General features: G+C 63.7%; 15 protein-coding genes. 8 read left to right on the top strand and 7 right to left on the bottom strand.

What is annotated here, in order from left to right:
* Window positions 1-4 precede the first annotated feature (4 nt).
* Window positions 5-889, bottom strand: a complete 885-nt coding sequence (locus tag MesoLj_RS09185) for a carbohydrate ABC transporter permease (RefSeq protein WP_140772327.1) — start codon at window positions 887-889, stop codon at window positions 5-7.
* A 167-nt stretch (window positions 890-1,056) separates the two neighbouring features.
* Window positions 1,057-2,409, bottom strand: coding sequence for an extracellular solute-binding protein (locus MesoLj_RS09180; protein WP_202325806.1), 1,353 nt, complete (start codon window positions 2,407-2,409; stop codon window positions 1,057-1,059).
* Between the two features lie 553 nt (window positions 2,410-2,962).
* On the opposite strand from MesoLj_RS09180, the gene MesoLj_RS09175 reads away from it, so the two are divergent.
* On the top strand, window positions 2,963-5,413 hold the full coding sequence (locus MesoLj_RS09175) for a sensor domain-containing diguanylate cyclase (protein ID WP_202325805.1): 2,451 nt from the start codon (window positions 2,963-2,965) through the stop codon (window positions 5,411-5,413).
* Window positions 5,414-5,475: 62 nt separating this feature from the next.
* Here the strand turns inward: MesoLj_RS09175 and tlpA are convergent, their stop codons facing one another.
* On the bottom strand, window positions 5,476-6,156 hold the full coding sequence (tlpA, locus tag MesoLj_RS09170) for a thiol:disulfide interchange protein TlpA (protein ID WP_202325804.1): 681 nt from the start codon (window positions 6,154-6,156) through the stop codon (window positions 5,476-5,478).
* A gap of 37 nt (window positions 6,157-6,193) precedes the next feature.
* Between tlpA and argH the strand changes: the two genes are divergently transcribed.
* The 6 genes from argH to MesoLj_RS09140 all read left to right on the top strand — a co-directional run bounded on the left by argH (window position 6,194) and on the right by MesoLj_RS09140 (window position 13,393).
* A complete protein-coding gene (argH, locus tag MesoLj_RS09165; RefSeq protein ID WP_202325803.1) occupies window positions 6,194-7,594 on the top strand; it encodes an argininosuccinate lyase in 1,401 nt (466 codons plus the stop codon).
* Window positions 7,595-7,687: 93 nt separating this feature from the next.
* Complete coding sequence (locus MesoLj_RS09160) at window positions 7,688-7,894, top strand: hypothetical protein (protein ID WP_056576116.1); 207 nt, start codon at window positions 7,688-7,690, stop codon at window positions 7,892-7,894.
* 69 nt (window positions 7,895-7,963) lie between these two features.
* Window positions 7,964-9,232: a diaminopimelate decarboxylase gene (gene lysA / locus MesoLj_RS09155; RefSeq protein ID WP_202325802.1), complete on the top strand. Its 1,269-nt coding sequence runs from the start codon at window positions 7,964-7,966 to the stop codon at window positions 9,230-9,232.
* A gap of 28 nt (window positions 9,233-9,260) precedes the next feature.
* Entirely contained in the window at window positions 9,261-10,202 is a 942-nt protein-coding gene (locus MesoLj_RS09150) for a threonine/serine dehydratase (RefSeq protein ID WP_202325801.1), read from the top strand.
* A gap of 192 nt (window positions 10,203-10,394) precedes the next feature.
* Window positions 10,395-12,980 (top strand): TIGR02302 family protein, encoded by a 2,586-nt coding sequence (locus MesoLj_RS09145; protein ID WP_202325800.1) that lies wholly within the window; start codon window positions 10,395-10,397, stop codon window positions 12,978-12,980.
* 41 nt (window positions 12,981-13,021) lie between these two features.
* Window positions 13,022-13,393: a glyoxalase superfamily protein gene (locus MesoLj_RS09140; protein ID WP_202325799.1), complete on the top strand. Its 372-nt coding sequence runs from the start codon at window positions 13,022-13,024 to the stop codon at window positions 13,391-13,393.
* Here the strand turns inward: MesoLj_RS09140 and MesoLj_RS09135 are convergent.
* Entirely contained in the window at window positions 13,372-14,253 is an 882-nt protein-coding gene (locus MesoLj_RS09135; protein ID WP_140772342.1) for a LysR family transcriptional regulator, read from the bottom strand. The genes MesoLj_RS09140 and MesoLj_RS09135 overlap by 22 nt on opposite strands.
* A gap of 223 nt (window positions 14,254-14,476) precedes the next feature.
* Here MesoLj_RS09135 and MesoLj_RS09130 point away from each other — a divergent pair, with 223 nt between their 5' ends.
* The gene (locus MesoLj_RS09130; protein ID WP_140772344.1) at window positions 14,477-15,424 is read left to right on the top strand and encodes a DMT family transporter; all 948 of its coding nucleotides are present in this window, start codon (window positions 14,477-14,479) and stop codon (window positions 15,422-15,424) included.
* On the opposite strand, the gene MesoLj_RS09125 is transcribed toward MesoLj_RS09130, so the two are convergent.
* From MesoLj_RS09125 to MesoLj_RS09115, 3 genes are all read right to left on the bottom strand, one after another.
* Window positions 15,425-15,796, bottom strand: a complete 372-nt coding sequence (locus MesoLj_RS09125; RefSeq protein ID WP_010911735.1) for a response regulator — start codon at window positions 15,794-15,796, stop codon at window positions 15,425-15,427. It lies immediately after the preceding gene.
* Between the two features lie 120 nt (window positions 15,797-15,916).
* Complete coding sequence (gene hpt / locus MesoLj_RS09120; RefSeq protein ID WP_096450719.1) at window positions 15,917-16,459, bottom strand: hypoxanthine phosphoribosyltransferase; 543 nt, start codon at window positions 16,457-16,459, stop codon at window positions 15,917-15,919.
* A gap of 23 nt (window positions 16,460-16,482) precedes the next feature.
* A complete protein-coding gene (locus tag MesoLj_RS09115) occupies window positions 16,483-17,127 on the bottom strand; it encodes a hypothetical protein (RefSeq protein ID WP_202325798.1) in 645 nt (214 codons plus the stop codon).
* Between the last annotated feature and the right edge of the window lie 156 nt (window positions 17,128-17,283).

Here is a 17,283-nt window from a genome sequence, read left to right as displayed (position 1 = left end):
GATCTCACCTGTAATGCACGCGCCGCTCGATGAAGCGGAACTGGAAGATGGTGAGCACGATGATGAGCAGCATCAGGATGATGCTCTGCGCGGCGGCGCCCGAATAATCGAGGCCTTTGAAGCCGTCTGAATAGATCTTGTAGACCATCAGATTGGTGGCGTTCGCCGGGCCGCCTGCTGTCATGATGTCGACGATGCCGAACGAATCCTGGAAGCTCTCGGTGATGTTGATGACCAGCAGGAAGAAGATCGTTGGCGTGATCAGCGGGAACTGGATGTCCCGGAAACGCCTGATGACACCGGAACCGTCCATCGCGGCGGCCTCGATCAGCGAGCGTGGGATGGCCTGGAACGCGGCCAGGAAGAAGATGAAATTGTAGCCGACATATTTCCACGAGAAGGCGACGATGATCGAAGCCATGGCGTCGGCGCCGTCGAGGCCGGGATCCCAGAAGCCGGGCCAGACCCGGTTGACCACGGCCATGAAGCCGGCTTCCGGCGCCAGGATGAAGCGGAACGCCATCGCCAGCGCCGGCGCGGCGATGCCATAGGGCCAGATCAGCACCACGCGATAGAGACGCGAGCCGGCGAGTTGCCGATCGGTCAGGGCCGCGAGCACCAGCGCGATGAACATCGCAAGCCCGGTGCTGATCCCGGCAAAAACCAGGCTGGCGGTGATGGAGTTCCAGTAATCGGCGTTGGACAGGATCGAACGGAAATTGTCGAGCCCGACCCAGATGTTGCCGCCGCCCCAGGGTTGCTGCAGCGTCAGCGACCAGTAAACGGCCTGGCCGGCGGGCCAATAAAAGAACGTGAAGATCAGGAGGAGCTGCGGCACCGCGAAAAGGATGCCGATCGTCCATTTGCCGAAAGTGACGCGTTTTTCCATCGATCCGCCGATGCCGTTGAACCGCCAGTCCGCTTTCTCGGCGGAAGACTACAGCATGTCTCCCGAAAGTGGGCACCCCGTTTCAGGACAAGGACATGCGTAAATCAAAACCTGTACGAAATGGCCGCCCGCCGGGTCTCGACGGACGGCCGTTCCGCTACCCGGGCTCAGGGCAGGGTCTTGCCCGGATAGGTCTGCTGGAAGCGGTCGAGGATGGCATCGCCATTCTTGACCAACGTATCGAGGCCTTCCTGGACGCTGACCTTGTTGGCGAAGATCGCCTGCATCTGCGTACCGAACTCGGCGCGGATCTGGGTGAAATTGCCCAGGCGCACACCGCGGGTGATTTCTGTCGGCTCGGAAGCGGTCAGGCTGGCGATCGCGGTTTCACGGCCCTTGTAGGGCGCCTTGTCGTAGAAGCCTTCGCCCTTCATGTAGTCGAAGCCCGACTTTGTCACAGGTATGTAGCCGGTGTTGGTCGACCAGAACAAAGCCGTCTTCGGATCGTGGATGAAGTTGAGGAACGCGGCAGCGCCCTTGTATTCCGCATCCGACTTGCCCGAGAGGACCCACAGCGAAGCGCCGCCCACGAGCGAGTTCTTGCGCTCCGTACCCGCATAGACCGGCAATTCGGCGACATCCCAGTTCATGCCTTCCTTCTGCGTACGGGTGACCGTGCCATGGTCGCCGACCGAGGTCAGGATGACCTGGCAGGTGCCGGTGGCGAAGGCCTGAACCATGTCCTGGCCGAGATCCTTGGACTTGATCTTGATCAGGCCGGCGTCATACCACTTCTTCAGGTCGGTGACGTACTGGACGAACTTCGTCTTGTTGACTTCGAGACGGGCGTCGAGACCGTCATAGCCATTGTTCTTGGTGGCGATCGGCTGGTTGTGGATGGCCGAGAACTGCTCCATCAGCTGCCAGCTTTCGTTGGCCGAGATGTTGATCGCCATCGGGCACTCGTAGCCCGCGTCCTTCATCGCCTTGAGGTCGGCGCCGACATCTTCCCAGGTCTTCGGCGCCTCGGTCTTGCCGATCTTGGCGAAGGCGTCCTTGTTCCAGTACATCAGCGCGGTCGAGGAATTGAACGGGAAGGACAGCATCTCGCCCTTCGACGTCGCGTAATAGCGCGCGATGCCGGGGAAATAGTCCGCGTAGTCGATCTTGTAGCCGTTTTCTTCCATCAGCTTGTCGGCGGGCTTGTAGGCGCCCGACAGCATCATGGTGGCGGTGCCGACGTCATAGACCTGGACGACGGCCGGCTGCTTGCCGGCGCGGAAGGCGGCAATGGTGTTCTGCAGCGTGGCGTCATAGTTGCCCTGACTGGTGCAGACGACTTCATAATCCTTCTGCGACTCGTTGAAGTTCTTGCACAGCGTGTCGACGACGCGGGCGAGGTCGCCCGAAAGGCCGAACCAGAAATCAAATTTTACCGGCTCCGCAAAGGCAGGCATCGCCAGCGCGGTGCCGAGCGCACCTGCGGCAAGGGCAGCAAGGCCCCGCTTGATCATGGTCATGGTTTTTCCCTCTTGAGTGGCTGGGTGACAAGGGTCTTGCGCAAGTCCTTGCCCGCTCTCTTAGAGAAGGTATGTGACAGTTCTGCTGTGGCGCTCAGGCCTTTGCACAGCTGCTCGCTCCTCTCCCTCGGCGGCTTGGCCGGCATCAAAACGTCACACCGGCGCCTTGGATAGCTAGGGCGACCGCGGAGGACGTAAAGACTGCGAAGGCCACCATGGTTACCCGGCTAAAGGGATGATGAAATGCCGTGCGGCAACCCACACAACGCCCACGGGCACGCTATGCCCAATGGCTTTGGCGACAGCGCTATCCATTGCGGGATGCCGCCATCATTCCGATCGAAATCAACGGCACGGCGTCGCCGGAATTTGAACCATGAAGCCCTGGCGGTGGCCGCTCACTGGTTTTCGCCGGAAGAGATCCTGTCATGCCGCGGCCTTTCCACGCCGCAAAGGCACGCTACGGTTGCAGGCGACTTCATCGATCCTTCAACAGCCAAGCCCTAATCAGTCATATTTCGTTTTTTATTTCCGATGGGCTTGGGGAAATAAGATGTTGACGGTCTATAATTGTATCGTGAACCAGCACGATCTGAGACTGGTCGCACTCGCTGCGCTGATCTGCGGAATTTCCTGTTTCTCTGCTGTCAATCTGCTTCACCATATCAGTCGCTCGACGGACAGGAACCGGCTTGCCTGGCTGATGATCGCGGCCACCTCAACCGGCTTTGGCATCTGGGCAACGCATTTCATCGCCATGCTTGCGTTCACGCCGGGCATACCCAGCGCCTACGATCCGGGACTTTCCGTGCTCTCTCTCGCCGCCTCGGTCACACTGACGGCGGCAGGTATGTGGATCGCCACCTTGCGGGACGAACTTGACTATCATCTCGTCGGCGGCGCCGTTCTGGGTGGTGGCATCGCGGCCATGCACTACATCGGCATGGCGGCATTCGAGGTTCAGAGCCGGATCGAATGGAACCTGTTGCTTGTCGCCGTTTCCCTGCTGGCGGGCGTAACGCTTGCGGCGTTGGCGCTGCGGGTCGTGCTACGCCGCCCCTCCTTGCCGGCGACGTCCGTCGGCGCGGCGCTGCTGACGCTGGCGATCTGCACCTTGCACTTCATCGGCATGGGTGCCGTCTCGATCTTTCCCGATTCCTCGATCACCATCTCCGAATATACGATCGCGCCGACCTCGCAGGCCTTCGCGGCCGCCGCCGCCACGCTGGTCATCCTGGTGCTGTCGGCATCGGCGCTGTGGATCGATCTGCGCTTCCGTCGCCAGAAGCTCGAGGTCGACCGCATGCACGGCCTGGCCAACGCCGCCGTTGAAGGACTGATCGTCTGCGACGGCAACCGCATCGTCAGCGCCAATGACAGCATGGGCAAGCTGACCGGCACGCCAGCCGCGGCGCTGAACGGCAAGGAACTGGGCGAGCTCTTCGACGAACGCACCGCAACCGACGCGGCCAGCCTGGAAGGCCAGCCGCGAGAGGCCGAGTTGAGGAACCGCGACGGCACGCAAATTCCCGTCGAGCTGATCGCCCGAAGCATCGACTATTGCGGCAAACCCCACAATGTCATCGCCGTCCGCGATATCCGCGAACGCAAGAAGGCTGAGGAGGAAATCCTTCGCCTCGCCCATTTCGACCCGCTGACCGGGCTTGCCAATCGCCGCAGTTTCTCGAGCCGCCTCGACGCGGAAATCGCATCCATGAACCGGACAACCAATGCCGGGACGGCTGTCAAAGGCCGCCATCTCGCGCTTCTGCTGTTCGACCTCGACCGTTTCAAGGAAGTGAACGACCTCTACGGACACGGCGCCGGCGATGCGATGCTGCAGAAGGTGGCGAGCTGCGCGGCGGGCGTTCTGCGCCATGGGCAACTGCTTGCACGCCTTGGCGGCGACGAATTCGCCATCATCGCCCCCAACCTGCCCGACCCGCAGGCGGCGGGCCGCATCGCAGGCTCGGTTCTGGCCGCCATGCGTGAGGAAAACCGGTCAGCGGCCGGTGGCGGGCTGGTCTCGGCCAGCATCGGCATCGCGATCTATCCGCTCGATGCCGAGGACCAGACCAGCCTGATCAGCCATGCCGATACGGCACTCTACCGGGCCAAGACCGAAGGCAGGGACACTTATCGCTATTTCGAGGCGTCGATGGGCACCGAGGCCCGCGACAGGCGCGTGATGGAGCACGAATTGCGCCAGGCCGTCGCGCGTGGCGAATTCTATCTCGTCTACCAGCCGCAGAAGGAGATCAGCAGCGGCAGGATGGTCGGTTTCGAAGCTCTGATCCGCTGGCGCCATCCTGAACGCGGCGACGTTTCCCCGGCCATATTCATCCCGGTCGCCGAGGACAGCGGCGCCATCGGGCAGATCGGCGACTGGGTGCTCGACGCGGCCTGCGAGGAAGCCGCCCGCTGGGAAAATCCGCTGACGGTCGCCGTCAACGTCTCCGCGGTACAGCTTCACAATCCCAATTTCAGCCGCAAGGTCCACGAGACCCTGCTAAAGACAGGCCTGGCCCCGGCACGACTGGAACTCGAGATCACCGAAACCGCGCTGGTGAAGGACATGCCGCGCGCGCTGGCAACCCTGCGGCAGGTCAAGGCGCTTGGCGTGCGCGTGGCCATGGACGATTTCGGAACCGGCTATTCCTCTCTCTCCAACCTGCGCGCCTTCCCATTCGACAAGATCAAGATCGACGCCTCCTTCATCAAGGCGGTCGACACGAACGGACAGGTCGCCGCGATCGTGCGCGCCGTGCTGGGGCTGGGGCGTGGCCTCGGCCTGCCGGTCCTTGCCGAAGGCGTCGAGACGCTTGGCGAGCTCAAGTTCCTCGACGCGGAAGCCTGCGAGATCGGCCAGGGCTACTATCTCGGCAAGCCGGCGCCGATCGAGGCGTTTGACGATCTGACCGGCCATGGCAAGCGCGCTCCGGTGCGCGTCGACCGCCAGGACGGCAATCTCGTCTTGCTCAAACCAAACGTGCGCTCGGCCTGAGCAATTCCAGGAAAAGGGTAAAACGGCTTTCCCCGGGGAATTGCGTCAAGACACTCTGGTGTTCATGATCCGAGCGCGGTCTCGACCAGCCGCTTGGCGTCAGGCCCCGACCATTCGGCCGGACCGTTCATGTGGGCGATCAGGCAGCCTTCGCCATCGATCAGCAGGGTGACGGGAAGGCCGAGTGCCAGGCCGCGTGCCTTGAGGTCGTTGAACAGCGCCACCGTCGAATCCCGGTAGTAGCCGAGCGCCTCGACGCCGGTATCCCTGAGGAACTTCTTCGGCTTCACATCGTCGCCGGCGTCGACATTGACGGCGACGACCTGGAAGGCGGCGCTGCCTTTCTCTTTCTGAAGCGCATCGAGCGCCGGCATTTCGGCGCGGCACGGTGCGCACCATGTGGCCCAGAGGTTGAGCAGCACCGTCTTGCCCGCATGGTCGGCGATCGTCATCGGCTTGCCGTCCGGGCCATTGAAGGCGAGGCTCTTCATGGATTGCGGCGGATCGGCGGGCAAAAGCGCGGCGACCTCGCCGGTGGCCGAGGCCGCTACCTTCTTGGCGCGGTCGCTCTTGGCGGCGCAGGCGATTTCGTCCTTGCTCTCGCCGACCGCCACTTGGGGCGCGGCGTTGTTGCCAGACCGGCTCTCGCTGACATATACCGCGACCGCGCCGGCCAGCGCTCCCGCCACCAGGGCGGCGAGGATCAGGCGCGGGGCCGGGAAAAATCTGTTTCCGTCTGCCATTTTCTCAAAACTGCTCCGAAGCACGGATTTTATAGCGATGAGCGACAAGAAGACCAGCAACCAGATGTGGGGCGGACGATTTGCCTCGGGTCCGGCCGCGATCATGGAAGCGATCAACGCGTCGATCTCGTTCGACCGCAAACTCTACGCGCAAGACATACGCGGCTCGATCGCCCATAGCGAGATGCTGGCGCAAACGGGCATTATTTCGGCGGCCGATCAAGAAAGAATCGCTCACGGCCTGAACACGATCCTGAAAGAGATCGAGGCCGGCAGCTTCGAGTTTTCGACCAAGCTTGAAGACATCCACATGAATGTCGAGGCTCGCCTCGCCGACCTGATCGGCCCCGCCGCCGGACGCCTGCACACCGCCCGCTCGCGCAACGACCAGGTGGCGGTGGATCTGAGACTGTGGGTCAAGGACGAGTGCTTTCGCGTCGCCGAGGCGCTGAAAGGGCTGATCACCGCGCTGCTGGAGCGGGCCGAGGAGCACGCGGCGACCGTCATGCCGGGCTTCACCCACATGCAGGCAGCGCAGCCCGTGACCTTCGGCCATCACTGCATGGCCTATGTCGAGATGTTTTCGCGCGACCTGTCGCGCGTGCGCGATGCTATCGAGCGCATGGACGAGAGCCCGCTTGGCGCCGCCGCCCTGGCCGGCACCAGCTTCCCCATCGACCGCAACAGAACGGCCAAGGCGCTCGGCTTCCGCGAGCCGATGCGCAATTCGCTGGACAGCGTTTCCGATCGCGATTTCGCGCTGGAATTCCTCGCCATGGCGGCGATCTGCGCCACGCATCTGTCGCGGCTGGCTGAAGAGATCATCATCTGGTCGACGCCGCAATTCGGCTTCATCAGGTTGTCGGACAGTTTCTCCACCGGCTCCTCGATCATGCCGCAGAAGAAAAACCCCGACGCCGCCGAACTGGTGCGTGGCAAGACCGGCCGCGTCAATGGCCATCTGGTCGGCCTGCTGACGGTGATGAAGGGCATGCCTTTGACCTATGGCAAGGACATGCAGGAAGACAAAGAATCGGTCTTCGATGCCGCCGAGACGCTCGACCTGATGCTGGCGGCGATGACCGGCATGGTCTCGGACATGACGGTCAACGCCGCCGCGATGAAGAAGGCCGCCGGCTCCGGCCACGCGACCGCGACCGACCTCGCCGACTGGCTGGTGCGCACGTTGGGCCTGCCGTTCCGCGAGGCGCATCATGTCACCGGCCGTGCGGTGGCGCTTGCCGAGGACAAGAAGGTGGGGCTGGAGAAGCTTTCGCTGGAGGACCTGCAGTCGATCAATCCAGGCATCACATCCGATATTTTCTCGGTGCTGGCGGTGCAGAATTCGGTCAAGAGCCGCACCAGCTTCGGCGGCACGGCGCCGTCTGAAGTGAGGAAGCAGATCCGCTATTGGAAAAAGCGGCTGGCGAAGGCGTGATGCCCAATATTGCGATCGCAATATCCGGGGTGCAATGCGCCGAGAACTCGGCTAAAAGCGGCGGCTGACAGAACGTTTCGGACGGATGGATCGATGACCGGAAGCAGGATTTTGGTGACGCTGACGCTGCTGGCGGCGATGGCCGTCGTGACCGCCTGCGGCCGCAGGGCCGGTCTCGACACGCCCTACGAGGCGGCCGTCCAGGCGCGCAAGGATGCCGAGAGGGCCAAGCAGCCCCTGCCGCCGGAGCCGGAAAAACCGGTCAAGGACAAGAAATTCATCCTCGACCCGCTGATCTAGAACCGATCGGACCGGGTTTGGTCTTCTGAGCCCGATCTCATCGTGCTCCAACTTTCCGGAACCACTCTCGTGAACCATTTCGACTACCGCGACGGCGTGCTGCATGCCGAGGACGTGGCAATCCCCGATATCGCCGCTCAGGTCGGCACGCCGTTCTACTGCTATTCTACCGCCACCTTGACCAGGCACTACCGGGTGTTCGCCCAGGCCTTTGCCGGCCTCGACGCGCTGGTCTGTTACGCCATGAAGGCCAACTCCAACCAGGCCGTGCTGCGGACCCTGGCCAAGCTCGGCGCCGGCGCCGATGTGGTCTCGCAAGGCGAATTGCGCCGGGCGCTGGCCGCCGGCATTCCGGCGAGCAAGATCCTGTTCTCCGGCGTCGGCAAGACCGCGCGCGAAATGGACTTCGCGCTCGAAGCCGGCATCCTTTGCTTCAACGTCGAATCCGAACCGGAGCTTGACCTCCTCTCGGCCCGCGCCACGGCACTCGGCAAGGTGGCGCCGATCTCGCTGCGCATCAATCCCGATGTCGATGCCAGGACCCACAAGAAGATCTCCACCGGCAAGGCCGAGAACAAGTTCGGCATTCCGTGGCAGCGCGCACGGCAGGTCTATGCCCGCGCCGCAACGCTTCCGGGCATCAAGATCACCGGCATCGACACCCATATCGGCAGCCAGATCACCGAACTGAAGCCTTTCGATGACGCCTTCGCCCTGCTTGTCGACCTGGTCGGCGCGCTGCGCGCCGATGGCCATTCGATCGAGCACGTCGATCTCGGCGGTGGGCTGGGCATCCCCTACCGCGTCGACAACAACCCGCCGCCCCTTCCCGACGCCTATGCCCAGATCGTCAGGAAGCATGTCACAAAGCTCGGTTTGAAGGTGATGTTCGAGCCGGGCCGGTTGATCGTTGGCAATGCCGGCATCCTCGTCTCGGAAGTGATCTTCGTGAAGGAAGGGGACGCGAAGAATTTCCTCGTCGTCGACGCCGCCATGAACGATTTGATACGGCCGACGCTCTACGATGCCTTCCACGACATCAGGCCGGTCGTGCAGCCGCCGGCCGATACGCCGCGCATGATGGTCGATGTTGTCGGCCAGGTCTGCGAGACCGGTGACTATCTCGGGCTCGATCGCGACCTGCCCAGGCTGAAGGCCGGCGATCTCATCGCTGTTTCCACGGCCGGCGCCTATGGCGCCGTGCAGGCCGGCACCTACAACACCCGCCTGCTGGTGCCCGAGGTGCTGGTCGATGGCGACCGCTTCCACGTCGTGCGTCCGCGCCTGACCTATGACGACCTGATCGGGCTGGATTCGGTCCCCGATTGGCTCGCATAAGGCGGAATCTCACAACGAGGAGCAAGTCATGGCGCAAGGCAATACCGTCACCCGCGAACGCATTGCCGCGATGGAACCGCGCATCCGCCCCTATGTGCGCCACACGCCGGTGCTGCGCGTCGACATGGCCGACTTCGACCGGCCGCCGCAGGCCATCGACCTCAAGCTCGAATGCCTGCAGCATTCCGGCTCGTTCAAGGCGCGCGGCGCTTTCACCAATCTGCTTGAGCGGCGGGTGCCGGCGGCCGGTGTCGTCGCGGCATCGGGCGGCAATCATGGTGCCGCCGTCGCCTATGCCGCCATGCGGCTCGGCCACAAGGCGACAATCTTCGTTCCCGAAGTGAGTCCGCAAGCCAAGCTCGACCGCATTCGCGCCTATGGCGCCGACCTTGTCGTCGGCGGCGCACGCTATGCGGAAGCGCTGGCCGCCAGCGAACGTTTCGCCGAGGAAACCGGCGCCTTGCAGATCCATGCCTTCAACCAGGAGGAAACGCTCGTCGGCCAGGGCACGCTCGGTCTCGAAATCGAGGCGGACCTGCCTGAGATCGACACGTTGCTGGTCGCCGTCGGCGGCGGCGGCCTGATCGGAGGCATCGCCGCCTGGTATGCAGGCCGCATCCGCATCGTCGCCGTCGAGCCCGAGGGTGCGCCGACGCTTCATCGCGCCTTCGAGGCCGGCCATCCAGTCGATGCGCCGGCCGAAGGCATCGCCGCCGATTCGCTGGCGCCGAAGCGCGTCGGCGAAATGATGTTCCCGATCGCCGAAGCCTTCGTCGAACGTTCCATCCTGGTCAGCGACGACGATATCATTGCTGCCCAAAAGGCACTGTGGAACAGCGTGCGCATCATTTCCGAGCCGGGCGGGGCGGCAGCCTTCGCCGCGGTGTTGTCCGGCCGCTATGCGCCGGCGCCGGGCGAACGGGTCGCCGTGCTGGTCTGCGGCGCCAACGCAAACCCCGCCAATTTCTGATTGCAGCCGTTTCGGCCGGGTTCACGTTTTTTCGAACTGCCTCGCCTTTGCCGTGTTTGCTGGTATTCTTCGAGTCGTGGGGCTTGGGCTATCCTGCCCCGCCCCACGACATGATCCCGAAAACGGATCATGCTCAAAGAGATGAGCCCCGCCCCGTTTCTTTCGGGATGGAACAGGCTCCAGGAAGGGCCGATGACCGAACGACCCACCTTCAGCAACGACCGCGGCCTGGCCGGGCGCCTGGCCTTGAGCCGGCTGGCGACACGGGTCTCGATGATGGTCGAGCGCGGCTGGCCGCTGCTGCTTCCGCTGCTTGTTGTCGCCAGCCTGTTCCTGAGCATGTCCTGGTTCGGCATCTTCTCCCGGCTGCCGGATATCGCGCGCATCGGCCTCGTCGCGGCATTCGGCCTGGCAGGGCTGGCTGCGCTCTATCCGCTGCGCTTCTTCCGCATGCCCTCGGCCGCCGAGGTCGATCGCCGCATCGAGGCTGCAAACAGGCTGCTGCACAGCCCCGTGCTGGTGCAGACCGACCGGCCGAGCGGCCGGGAGAGCAGCTTCTCGCAGGCGCTGTGGCGCGAACATCAGAAGCGCATGGCAGCAAGGCTCGACAGCCTCGGCGCCGACCTGCCCCGCACGCGCGTGCCGGAGCGCGACCCCTGGGGGCTGCGCGCCGTGGCGGCACTGCTGCTCGTCACCGCCTTTGCCTTCTCCTTCGGGCCGACCGGCGGCAGGATAGCCGACGGCTTCAGCGCCCATGGTGCGCATGATGCCGTGCCGCCGCGCATCGATGCATGGGTGACGCCGCCGGCCTACACTGGCAAGCCGCCGGTCTTCCTGACCGCCGACGCCAACCAGGCGACACCGACGTTTCATGTGCCCGAAGGTAGCGACGTCTCCTTGCGCGTCACCGGCGGCTCGGGCGAAGAAACACTTGCCTATGCCGACAAGGACGGCAATTCGCGCGCCATCGACCCGGCCGCCGCGACGGCCAAGCCTGCCGCAACCCCGGCGGCGCCGTCGCCCAGCTCAACTTCAAGAGTGCGCCAGTTCACCAACAAGCTGACCGGCGACGGCACGCTGACGCTGAAATCGGGCGAGGATCAGCTTGGCCGCTGGGCCTTCGCGGTGATCCCGGACAAGCCGCCGCAGATCCGCTTCGTCGGCGAGCCAAAGCGCGCCGCCAATGGCGCCTTCGAACTCAACTATCAGATCGACGACGACTATGGCGCCGCCACCGCCAAGGCGGTGTTCGCGCTGGCCGACCCGCAGGCGCCGGATGCGCATGCCCTCTACGGCCCGCCGGAAATGCCGCTGACGCTGCCGCGCCGCGGCGGCAAGTCGAATGCCGCCAAGACAACGAAAGACCTGACCGAACATGTCTGGGCCGGCAGCAGCATCAAGCTGACGCTGGTCGCCACCGACGATGCCGGACACACCGCGTCCAGCGAGACCAAGACGCTTGTTATGCCCGAGCGCCCGTTCGCCAACCCGCTGGCGCGTGCGGTGATCGAACAGCGGCGCCTGCTGGCGCTCGACGCCAATGCCAAGCCGCGCGTGCTCGACCTGATCGACGCCATCACGCTGCGGCCGGAAGACACGTTCGACAACATGTCCCACTACCTCGCCATCATGAGCGCGCGCAGCCGGCTGAAGCTGGCCGGGAACGACGACCAGCTGCGCGGCGAGGTCGGCTATCTCTGGGAAATCGCGCTTGGCATCGAGGAGGGCAATCTCTCGGCGGCCGAGAAGCGGCTGCGCCAGGCGCAGCAGGCGCTGCAGGACGCCATCAAGAACGGTGCCAGCGACCAGGAAATCGAAAAGGCGATGAAGGAACTGCGCGAGGCGATGAACCAGTTCCTGCAGGAATTCGCCGAACGCGCCAAGCAGAACCCGAACGCGCCGCAGATGCAGCAGAACGGCCAGGAACTGCGCCAGAGCGACATCGACCGCATGATGGACCAGATCGAGAACCTGGCGAAGTCGGGCGACCGCGACAAGGCACAGCAATTGCTGTCGCAACTGCAGGACATGATGAACAATCTCCAGGCCGGCCGTCAGCAGCAGGGCGGCGAGCAGGACAGCCAGATGCGCCAGCAGATGGACAAGCTCGGCGATATCCTGCGGCGCCAGCAGGAGATGATGAACGACACCTTCCGCATGGACCAGATGCAGCGCGGTGAACGCCAGCGCGGGCAGAACCGCGACGAACAGCTTGGTCAGAACAGTGAGCAAGGTCAAAACGACAAGCCCGGCGAGAATGGCCAGCAAAAACCGATGACCCCGCAGGAATTCGCCGATGCGCTCAAGCAGTTGCAGGAAGGCCAGGGCCAGCTGAAAAGCGATCTCGACAAGTTGAAGAAGGGGCTCGAAGGCATGGGCATGGAGCCCAATGAAGGATTTGGCGAGGCAGGCAAGTCCATGGGCAGCGCCGAGCAGGCGCTTGGCGAGGGCCAGGGCGACGAAGCGGTCGGTCACCAGGGCCGGGCACTCGAGGCGCTGCGCAAGGGCGCCAAGGACATGATGAAGCAGATGCAAGCCATGCAGGGCGACCAGGGCGGCAGCCAGGAAGGCGGCCGCCAGCAGAACGCCGACCGCGACCCGCTCGGCCGGCCGCGCGCCAGCCAGGGTCCCGATTTCGGCGATTCGGTGAAGGTGCCCGACGAGATCGACGTCCAGCGCGCCCGCCAGATCCTGGAAGCGATCCGCAAGCGGCTCGGCAACGCGCTCAGCCCCGATATCGAGCGCAGCTATCTGGAACGGCTGCTCGAGCTGAAATAGGAACCGCCGCCCCCAAATCCCGCCCGAACGGTCGCAACACCATGCCGAAGCTCGGTACTGTCACGCCCATCCTGCGCATCTTCGATGTGGCCAAGGCGCATGAATTCTACGTCGGTTTTCTTGGTTTCGAAGTGCAGTTCGAAAACCGCTTCGAAGACAACACGCCGCTTTACACAGGCGTTTACCGCGACGGCTGTGTCTTGCATCTGAGCGAACATCATGGCGACGGCGCGCCGGGCTCTCACATCCGGATCGAGACAGCCGACATCGCCGGGCTCCACCGCGAGTTGACCGAAAGAAAATACCGCTTTGCCAGGCCGGGGTTGGAGGAGACCCCTTGGAAGACGAAGGAGGTCACCGTCAACGATCCGTTCGGCAACCGCCTGACCTTCTATGAGGATGTAAGAGACTGACCTTGCCGGTTGACGAACGCTTCGCGGATCGCCTCCTGCATGCCGTCGATGGCCTCGCCCGATGCATTCGAGTTGCGATGCATCACCACATTGGAGGAATCGATGTCGCCGAATCCATCGGCTGACGTCAGTTCGCGGCAGCCGTCGGGAATGTTGCTGCGCGATATCGGCGCGATCGCCAGTCCCGAGGTGACGGCAAGCTTCAGGCCGCCTGTTGTGTCGCTGGTATAGGCGACACGATAGGCAAGCCCGCGCTGCTCCAGCGACTTGATGGCGAAGTCCTTGCACCAGCTGACCCGGTTGTAGAGCGCGATCGGCACCGGCCTTTCCTCGTGCATGTGATGCACGGCCGACGTCACCCAGACGGTCGGGTCGTGCATCAGCACTTCACCGCCGGCCGGGTCCTGCCATTCGAACACCACGCACAGATCGAGTTCGCCGGCGGCGAGCGCCGCCAGCTGCGCCTCCGAATGCGCGTAGCGCACGGTGACCTCGACCTTGGTGTGGCGTTTCGAAAATGCGCCGAGCGCGCGCGACAGGATGGCGTGGCCATATTCCTCCGGAATGCCGATGCGCACCGGTCCGCCGAGCGGCGCGGCCGCCATCGACGCCGCCGTTTCGTCGAGCAGCGAGACGATGCGGCGGGCGTTGACGATGAGTTCGCCGCCGCGCCGCGTCAGCGCGACGCCGCGCGAGCCGCGCTCGAACAGGCTGTCGCCGATCAGTTCTTCGAGCTTCTTCATCTGCATCGACACGGCCGACTGGGTGCGGCCGGCCTGCTCGGCCGCCCTGGTGAAATTGCCGGCCTCGGCGATGGCGACAAAGGTGCGCAGGAGATCGCTGTCGAGGGTCGGGCGCATGATTTCCATCATAAGAAAATTTGATTGCTGATATCATTCCAATTCGTTTGCAACATGTCAAACGCCGGATGATAGTCGCCATACCCATTGGATAAGCGGTCGCGAAATCGGCCGCGGACCAATCAAAGAGTCCTCACTCGTGCCCGCTACCCGAAACGGTGGCGGGTTCTTTTTACTCCGCAGGCGACAGCTTCGGACCATACGCGCAGGAGCCGGAAACCAGATGCAGAATAGGATGGTGCGCGGCATCCTGAGCCTGTGCCTGGGCGTGCTGGTTTTTTCGCTGCAGGACCCGCTCGTCAAAGCCGTGTCGAGCTCCTATCCGGTGACCGAAGTGATGGCGATCCGCTCGATCGTCGCCTTGCCCATCCTGATCATCCTCGTCCACGCCGATGTCGGGCTGCCGGCAATCCTGTCGAAGCGGTTCGGCCTGCTGACGATCCGCGCCTTCATCCAGTTCACCTCCTACACGGTGTATTATCTGGCTATCGCCGCGCTGCCGCTGGCTGACGCCGTGGCGCTTTATTTCATGGCGCCGCTGTTCATCATGGCGCTGGCCGGACCTTACCTTGGCGAACGCGTGTCCTGGCGGACGCTGGCGACGGTGCTGATCGGACTGCTTGGCGTCATCGTGATGGTGCGCCCAGGCGCGGGACTGTTCGACTGGGCGGCGCTGCTGTCGCTGGGTTCGGCGGCGCTCTATGGGTTCTCGCAGTTGATGGCGCGCAAGATCGGCGATACCGAATCGTCCACGGTCATGGCCTTCTACCAGAATGGCGCCTATCTCGTCGGTGCGGCCGTGGTTGCCGGCACATTCCACCTGGCCGGCATAACCCACGCCGTCCACCCGAGCCTTGAGTTCCTGGTGCGGCCGTGGATATGGCCGACGCTACCGGATTTCCTCAAGATGGCCGCCTGCGGCTTCGTCGCCTCCGCCGGCATGATCCTTCTATCGCAAGGCTACAGGCTGGCACCGGCCAATCGGGTCGCCACCTTCGAATACACCGGCATTCTATGGTCGCCGCTCTGGGGCTTTCTGTTCTTCGCCGAGGTGCCCAGGTCGACGACCGTGATCGGTGCGGCCCTCATCATCGGCGCCGGCCTGCTGGCGCTCAAGACAGAGCGGCGCAAGAGCCAAGCACCCGGGCTGGCAACCGCCGATCCGGTCTGATCAGGCGAAGCAGATCAGCGCCCGTTCGACGCGCGAGCGGATTTCGGCCAGAGTGAAGGGCTTTTGCACGACGTCGAGGATGATGCCGTTCAACTCCTCGGCGCGCTCGCGCTGGTCGGCGTAGCCGGTCATCAGCATGATCTTCATCGCCGGGAAGAGGGCAGCCGCCGCGATCGCCATCTCGATGCCGTCCATCTCCGGCATGCGGATGTCGGAGACGACGAGATCGTAGCCACCATGCGCGGCGCGTATCAGCGCCAGGCCTTGAGCGCCGTCCGCCGCGATATCGATTGCGTGGCCGGCGCGTTCGAGTGCGCGGGCTGCGAGGGTGCGGACGGATTCATCGTCCTCGACGATCAGAAGCTTTGCCATGGCCGGCATATTTGGCGGGCAAAAGTTGACTTTTCCTGAAAGCCCCGGCGCTCGACAGGGGCTAATTTTCCTGACGCCGTTAAGGTCTTTTTCAGAATTCTCCGCCGCGAGGCGCTCGCCTCACGCATCGCCTTTCACAACACCGACAAACGGCAATTCACGGAAGGCGTGCGCGACATCCATGCCGTAGCCGACGACGAAGTAGTCGGGGCAGTCGAAGCCGACATAGTCGGCGGTGAGCGCGGTCTGGCGGCGCATGCGCTTGTCGAGCAGCACGGCGATGGCACAGCTCTTGGCCCCACGCGACAGCATCAGGTCGCGGGTGAAGGTCAGCGTCTTGCCCGATTCGAGAATATCGTCGATCAGCAGCACGTCGCGGCCGGCGACTTCATTGTCGATGTCGCGCAGCACCCTCACCTCGCCGCTGGTGGTGCCGGCGCCATAGCTGGAAATGAAGATGAACTCGACCTCTGGCGACAGGCCGACATCATGCATGGCGCGGATCAGGTCGGCGGCGAAGATGAACGACCCCTTCAGCACCGAAATCACCAGCAGATCGTGATAGTCGTGCCCGGCGATCTCCTTGGCGAGTTCCAGATTGCGCCGCGCGATCGCCGACGCCGAAAACAGGACTTCGATGTCCTTGTCGCGTACGATGGGCATTGGTGGTCTTCCCCGGTGATCGCCTATTCTGCGAAAGTAACCAAAACGGTTCTTACGCCGTTCTTAGGCACGTCGAGCCGGCTGGCAAAGCCGAATCTTTCGCCCGATGCCAGCGAATGGCCGGATGTCCCCAACGTATAGCGGGTTGTGCGCCCATCATTGCCCGTCACGCGGATTTCAAGCGGCGGCATTGTCGCCGGCCCCTCTCCGTCATTGGCGGCCTCGCCATCGACGAACAGCACCGGATTGGCTCCCGAGGCATCGACGCGTGAGGTGACGCCTGAAATGGTCAGCGCCGACGCCGGCGCGCCAGACGGGAATGGTGCCTGGCGTACCAGCGCGTGTCCGCCGGAGACCCAGAAGGCGGCAAGGGCGGCACCGATGCCGGCGATCCAGAAGACCGGCCCGCCGCGGGCGGCCGGCGGCCGTTCCGCCGGCGCTTCCGGCTTGCGCAGCATGTCCATGCCCTCGATGGACGGCGTGACGATCAGGCGCGGCGGCGCTGAAACGCTTTCCACGGTGGGGACAAAGCGCGGCATCACCTCATAGTCCGCATCGACGATATCAGCCGCCGGATCGCGCACGATCCGGTCCGCCACGGCAATTGCCGGGGCATCGGTCATGATTTCGCCGGAAACCGGGCGCGCGGTTCGTTCGTCAGCCATCATGGCCCCGTTATTGCGCGTGTTCGCTTTTCGTTTCTTTTGCGTAAACATAAATGGTTAACGCTTCCCCACCGGAGCCCTCGTGAAGCGCCGAAACAGCACAGGAATTAACCGCCGGTTAACCATGCCGGCCGATGGTCTTTTCCCAGAACGGGATGG

Origin of the sequence: Mesorhizobium sp. 113-3-9, from assembly GCF_016756515.1 — a bacterium.
Taxonomy (GTDB): domain Bacteria; phylum Pseudomonadota; class Alphaproteobacteria; order Rhizobiales; family Rhizobiaceae; genus Mesorhizobium.
The sequence above is the reverse complement of the archived record's forward strand: the minus strand, read 5'-3'. Positions and strand labels throughout refer to the sequence as shown.

Coding starts and splice junctions, on each gene's coding strand:
- MesoLj_RS09150 (WP_202325801.1), top strand. CDS start 9,261: ATGGCGCAAGGCAATACCGTCACCCGCGAACGCATTGCCGCGATGGAA.
- MesoLj_RS09180 (WP_202325806.1), bottom strand. CDS start 2,409: ATGACCATGATCAAGCGGGGCCTTGCTGCCCTTGCCGCAGGTGCGCTC.
- MesoLj_RS09135 (WP_140772342.1), bottom strand. CDS start 14,253: ATGCGCCCGACCCTCGACAGCGATCTCCTGCGCACCTTTGTCGCCATC.
- MesoLj_RS09115 (WP_202325798.1), bottom strand. CDS start 17,127: ATGATGGCTGACGAACGAACCGCGCGCCCGGTTTCCGGCGAAATCATG.
- argH (WP_202325803.1), top strand. CDS start 6,194: ATGAGCGACAAGAAGACCAGCAACCAGATGTGGGGCGGACGATTTGCC.
- MesoLj_RS09175 (WP_202325805.1), top strand. CDS start 2,963: ATGTTGACGGTCTATAATTGTATCGTGAACCAGCACGATCTGAGACTG.
- MesoLj_RS09140 (WP_202325799.1), top strand. CDS start 13,022: ATGCCGAAGCTCGGTACTGTCACGCCCATCCTGCGCATCTTCGATGTG.
- MesoLj_RS09130 (WP_140772344.1), top strand. CDS start 14,477: ATGCAGAATAGGATGGTGCGCGGCATCCTGAGCCTGTGCCTGGGCGTG.
- MesoLj_RS09145 (WP_202325800.1), top strand. CDS start 10,395: ATGACCGAACGACCCACCTTCAGCAACGACCGCGGCCTGGCCGGGCGC.
- tlpA (WP_202325804.1), bottom strand. CDS start 6,156: ATGGCAGACGGAAACAGATTTTTCCCGGCCCCGCGCCTGATCCTCGCC.
- MesoLj_RS09185 (WP_140772327.1), bottom strand. CDS start 889: ATGGAAAAACGCGTCACTTTCGGCAAATGGACGATCGGCATCCTTTTC.
- MesoLj_RS09125 (WP_010911735.1), bottom strand. CDS start 15,796: ATGGCAAAGCTTCTGATCGTCGAGGACGATGAATCCGTCCGCACCCTC.
- hpt (WP_096450719.1), bottom strand. CDS start 16,459: ATGCCCATCGTACGCGACAAGGACATCGAAGTCCTGTTTTCGGCGTCG.
- MesoLj_RS09160 (WP_056576116.1), top strand. CDS start 7,688: ATGACCGGAAGCAGGATTTTGGTGACGCTGACGCTGCTGGCGGCGATG.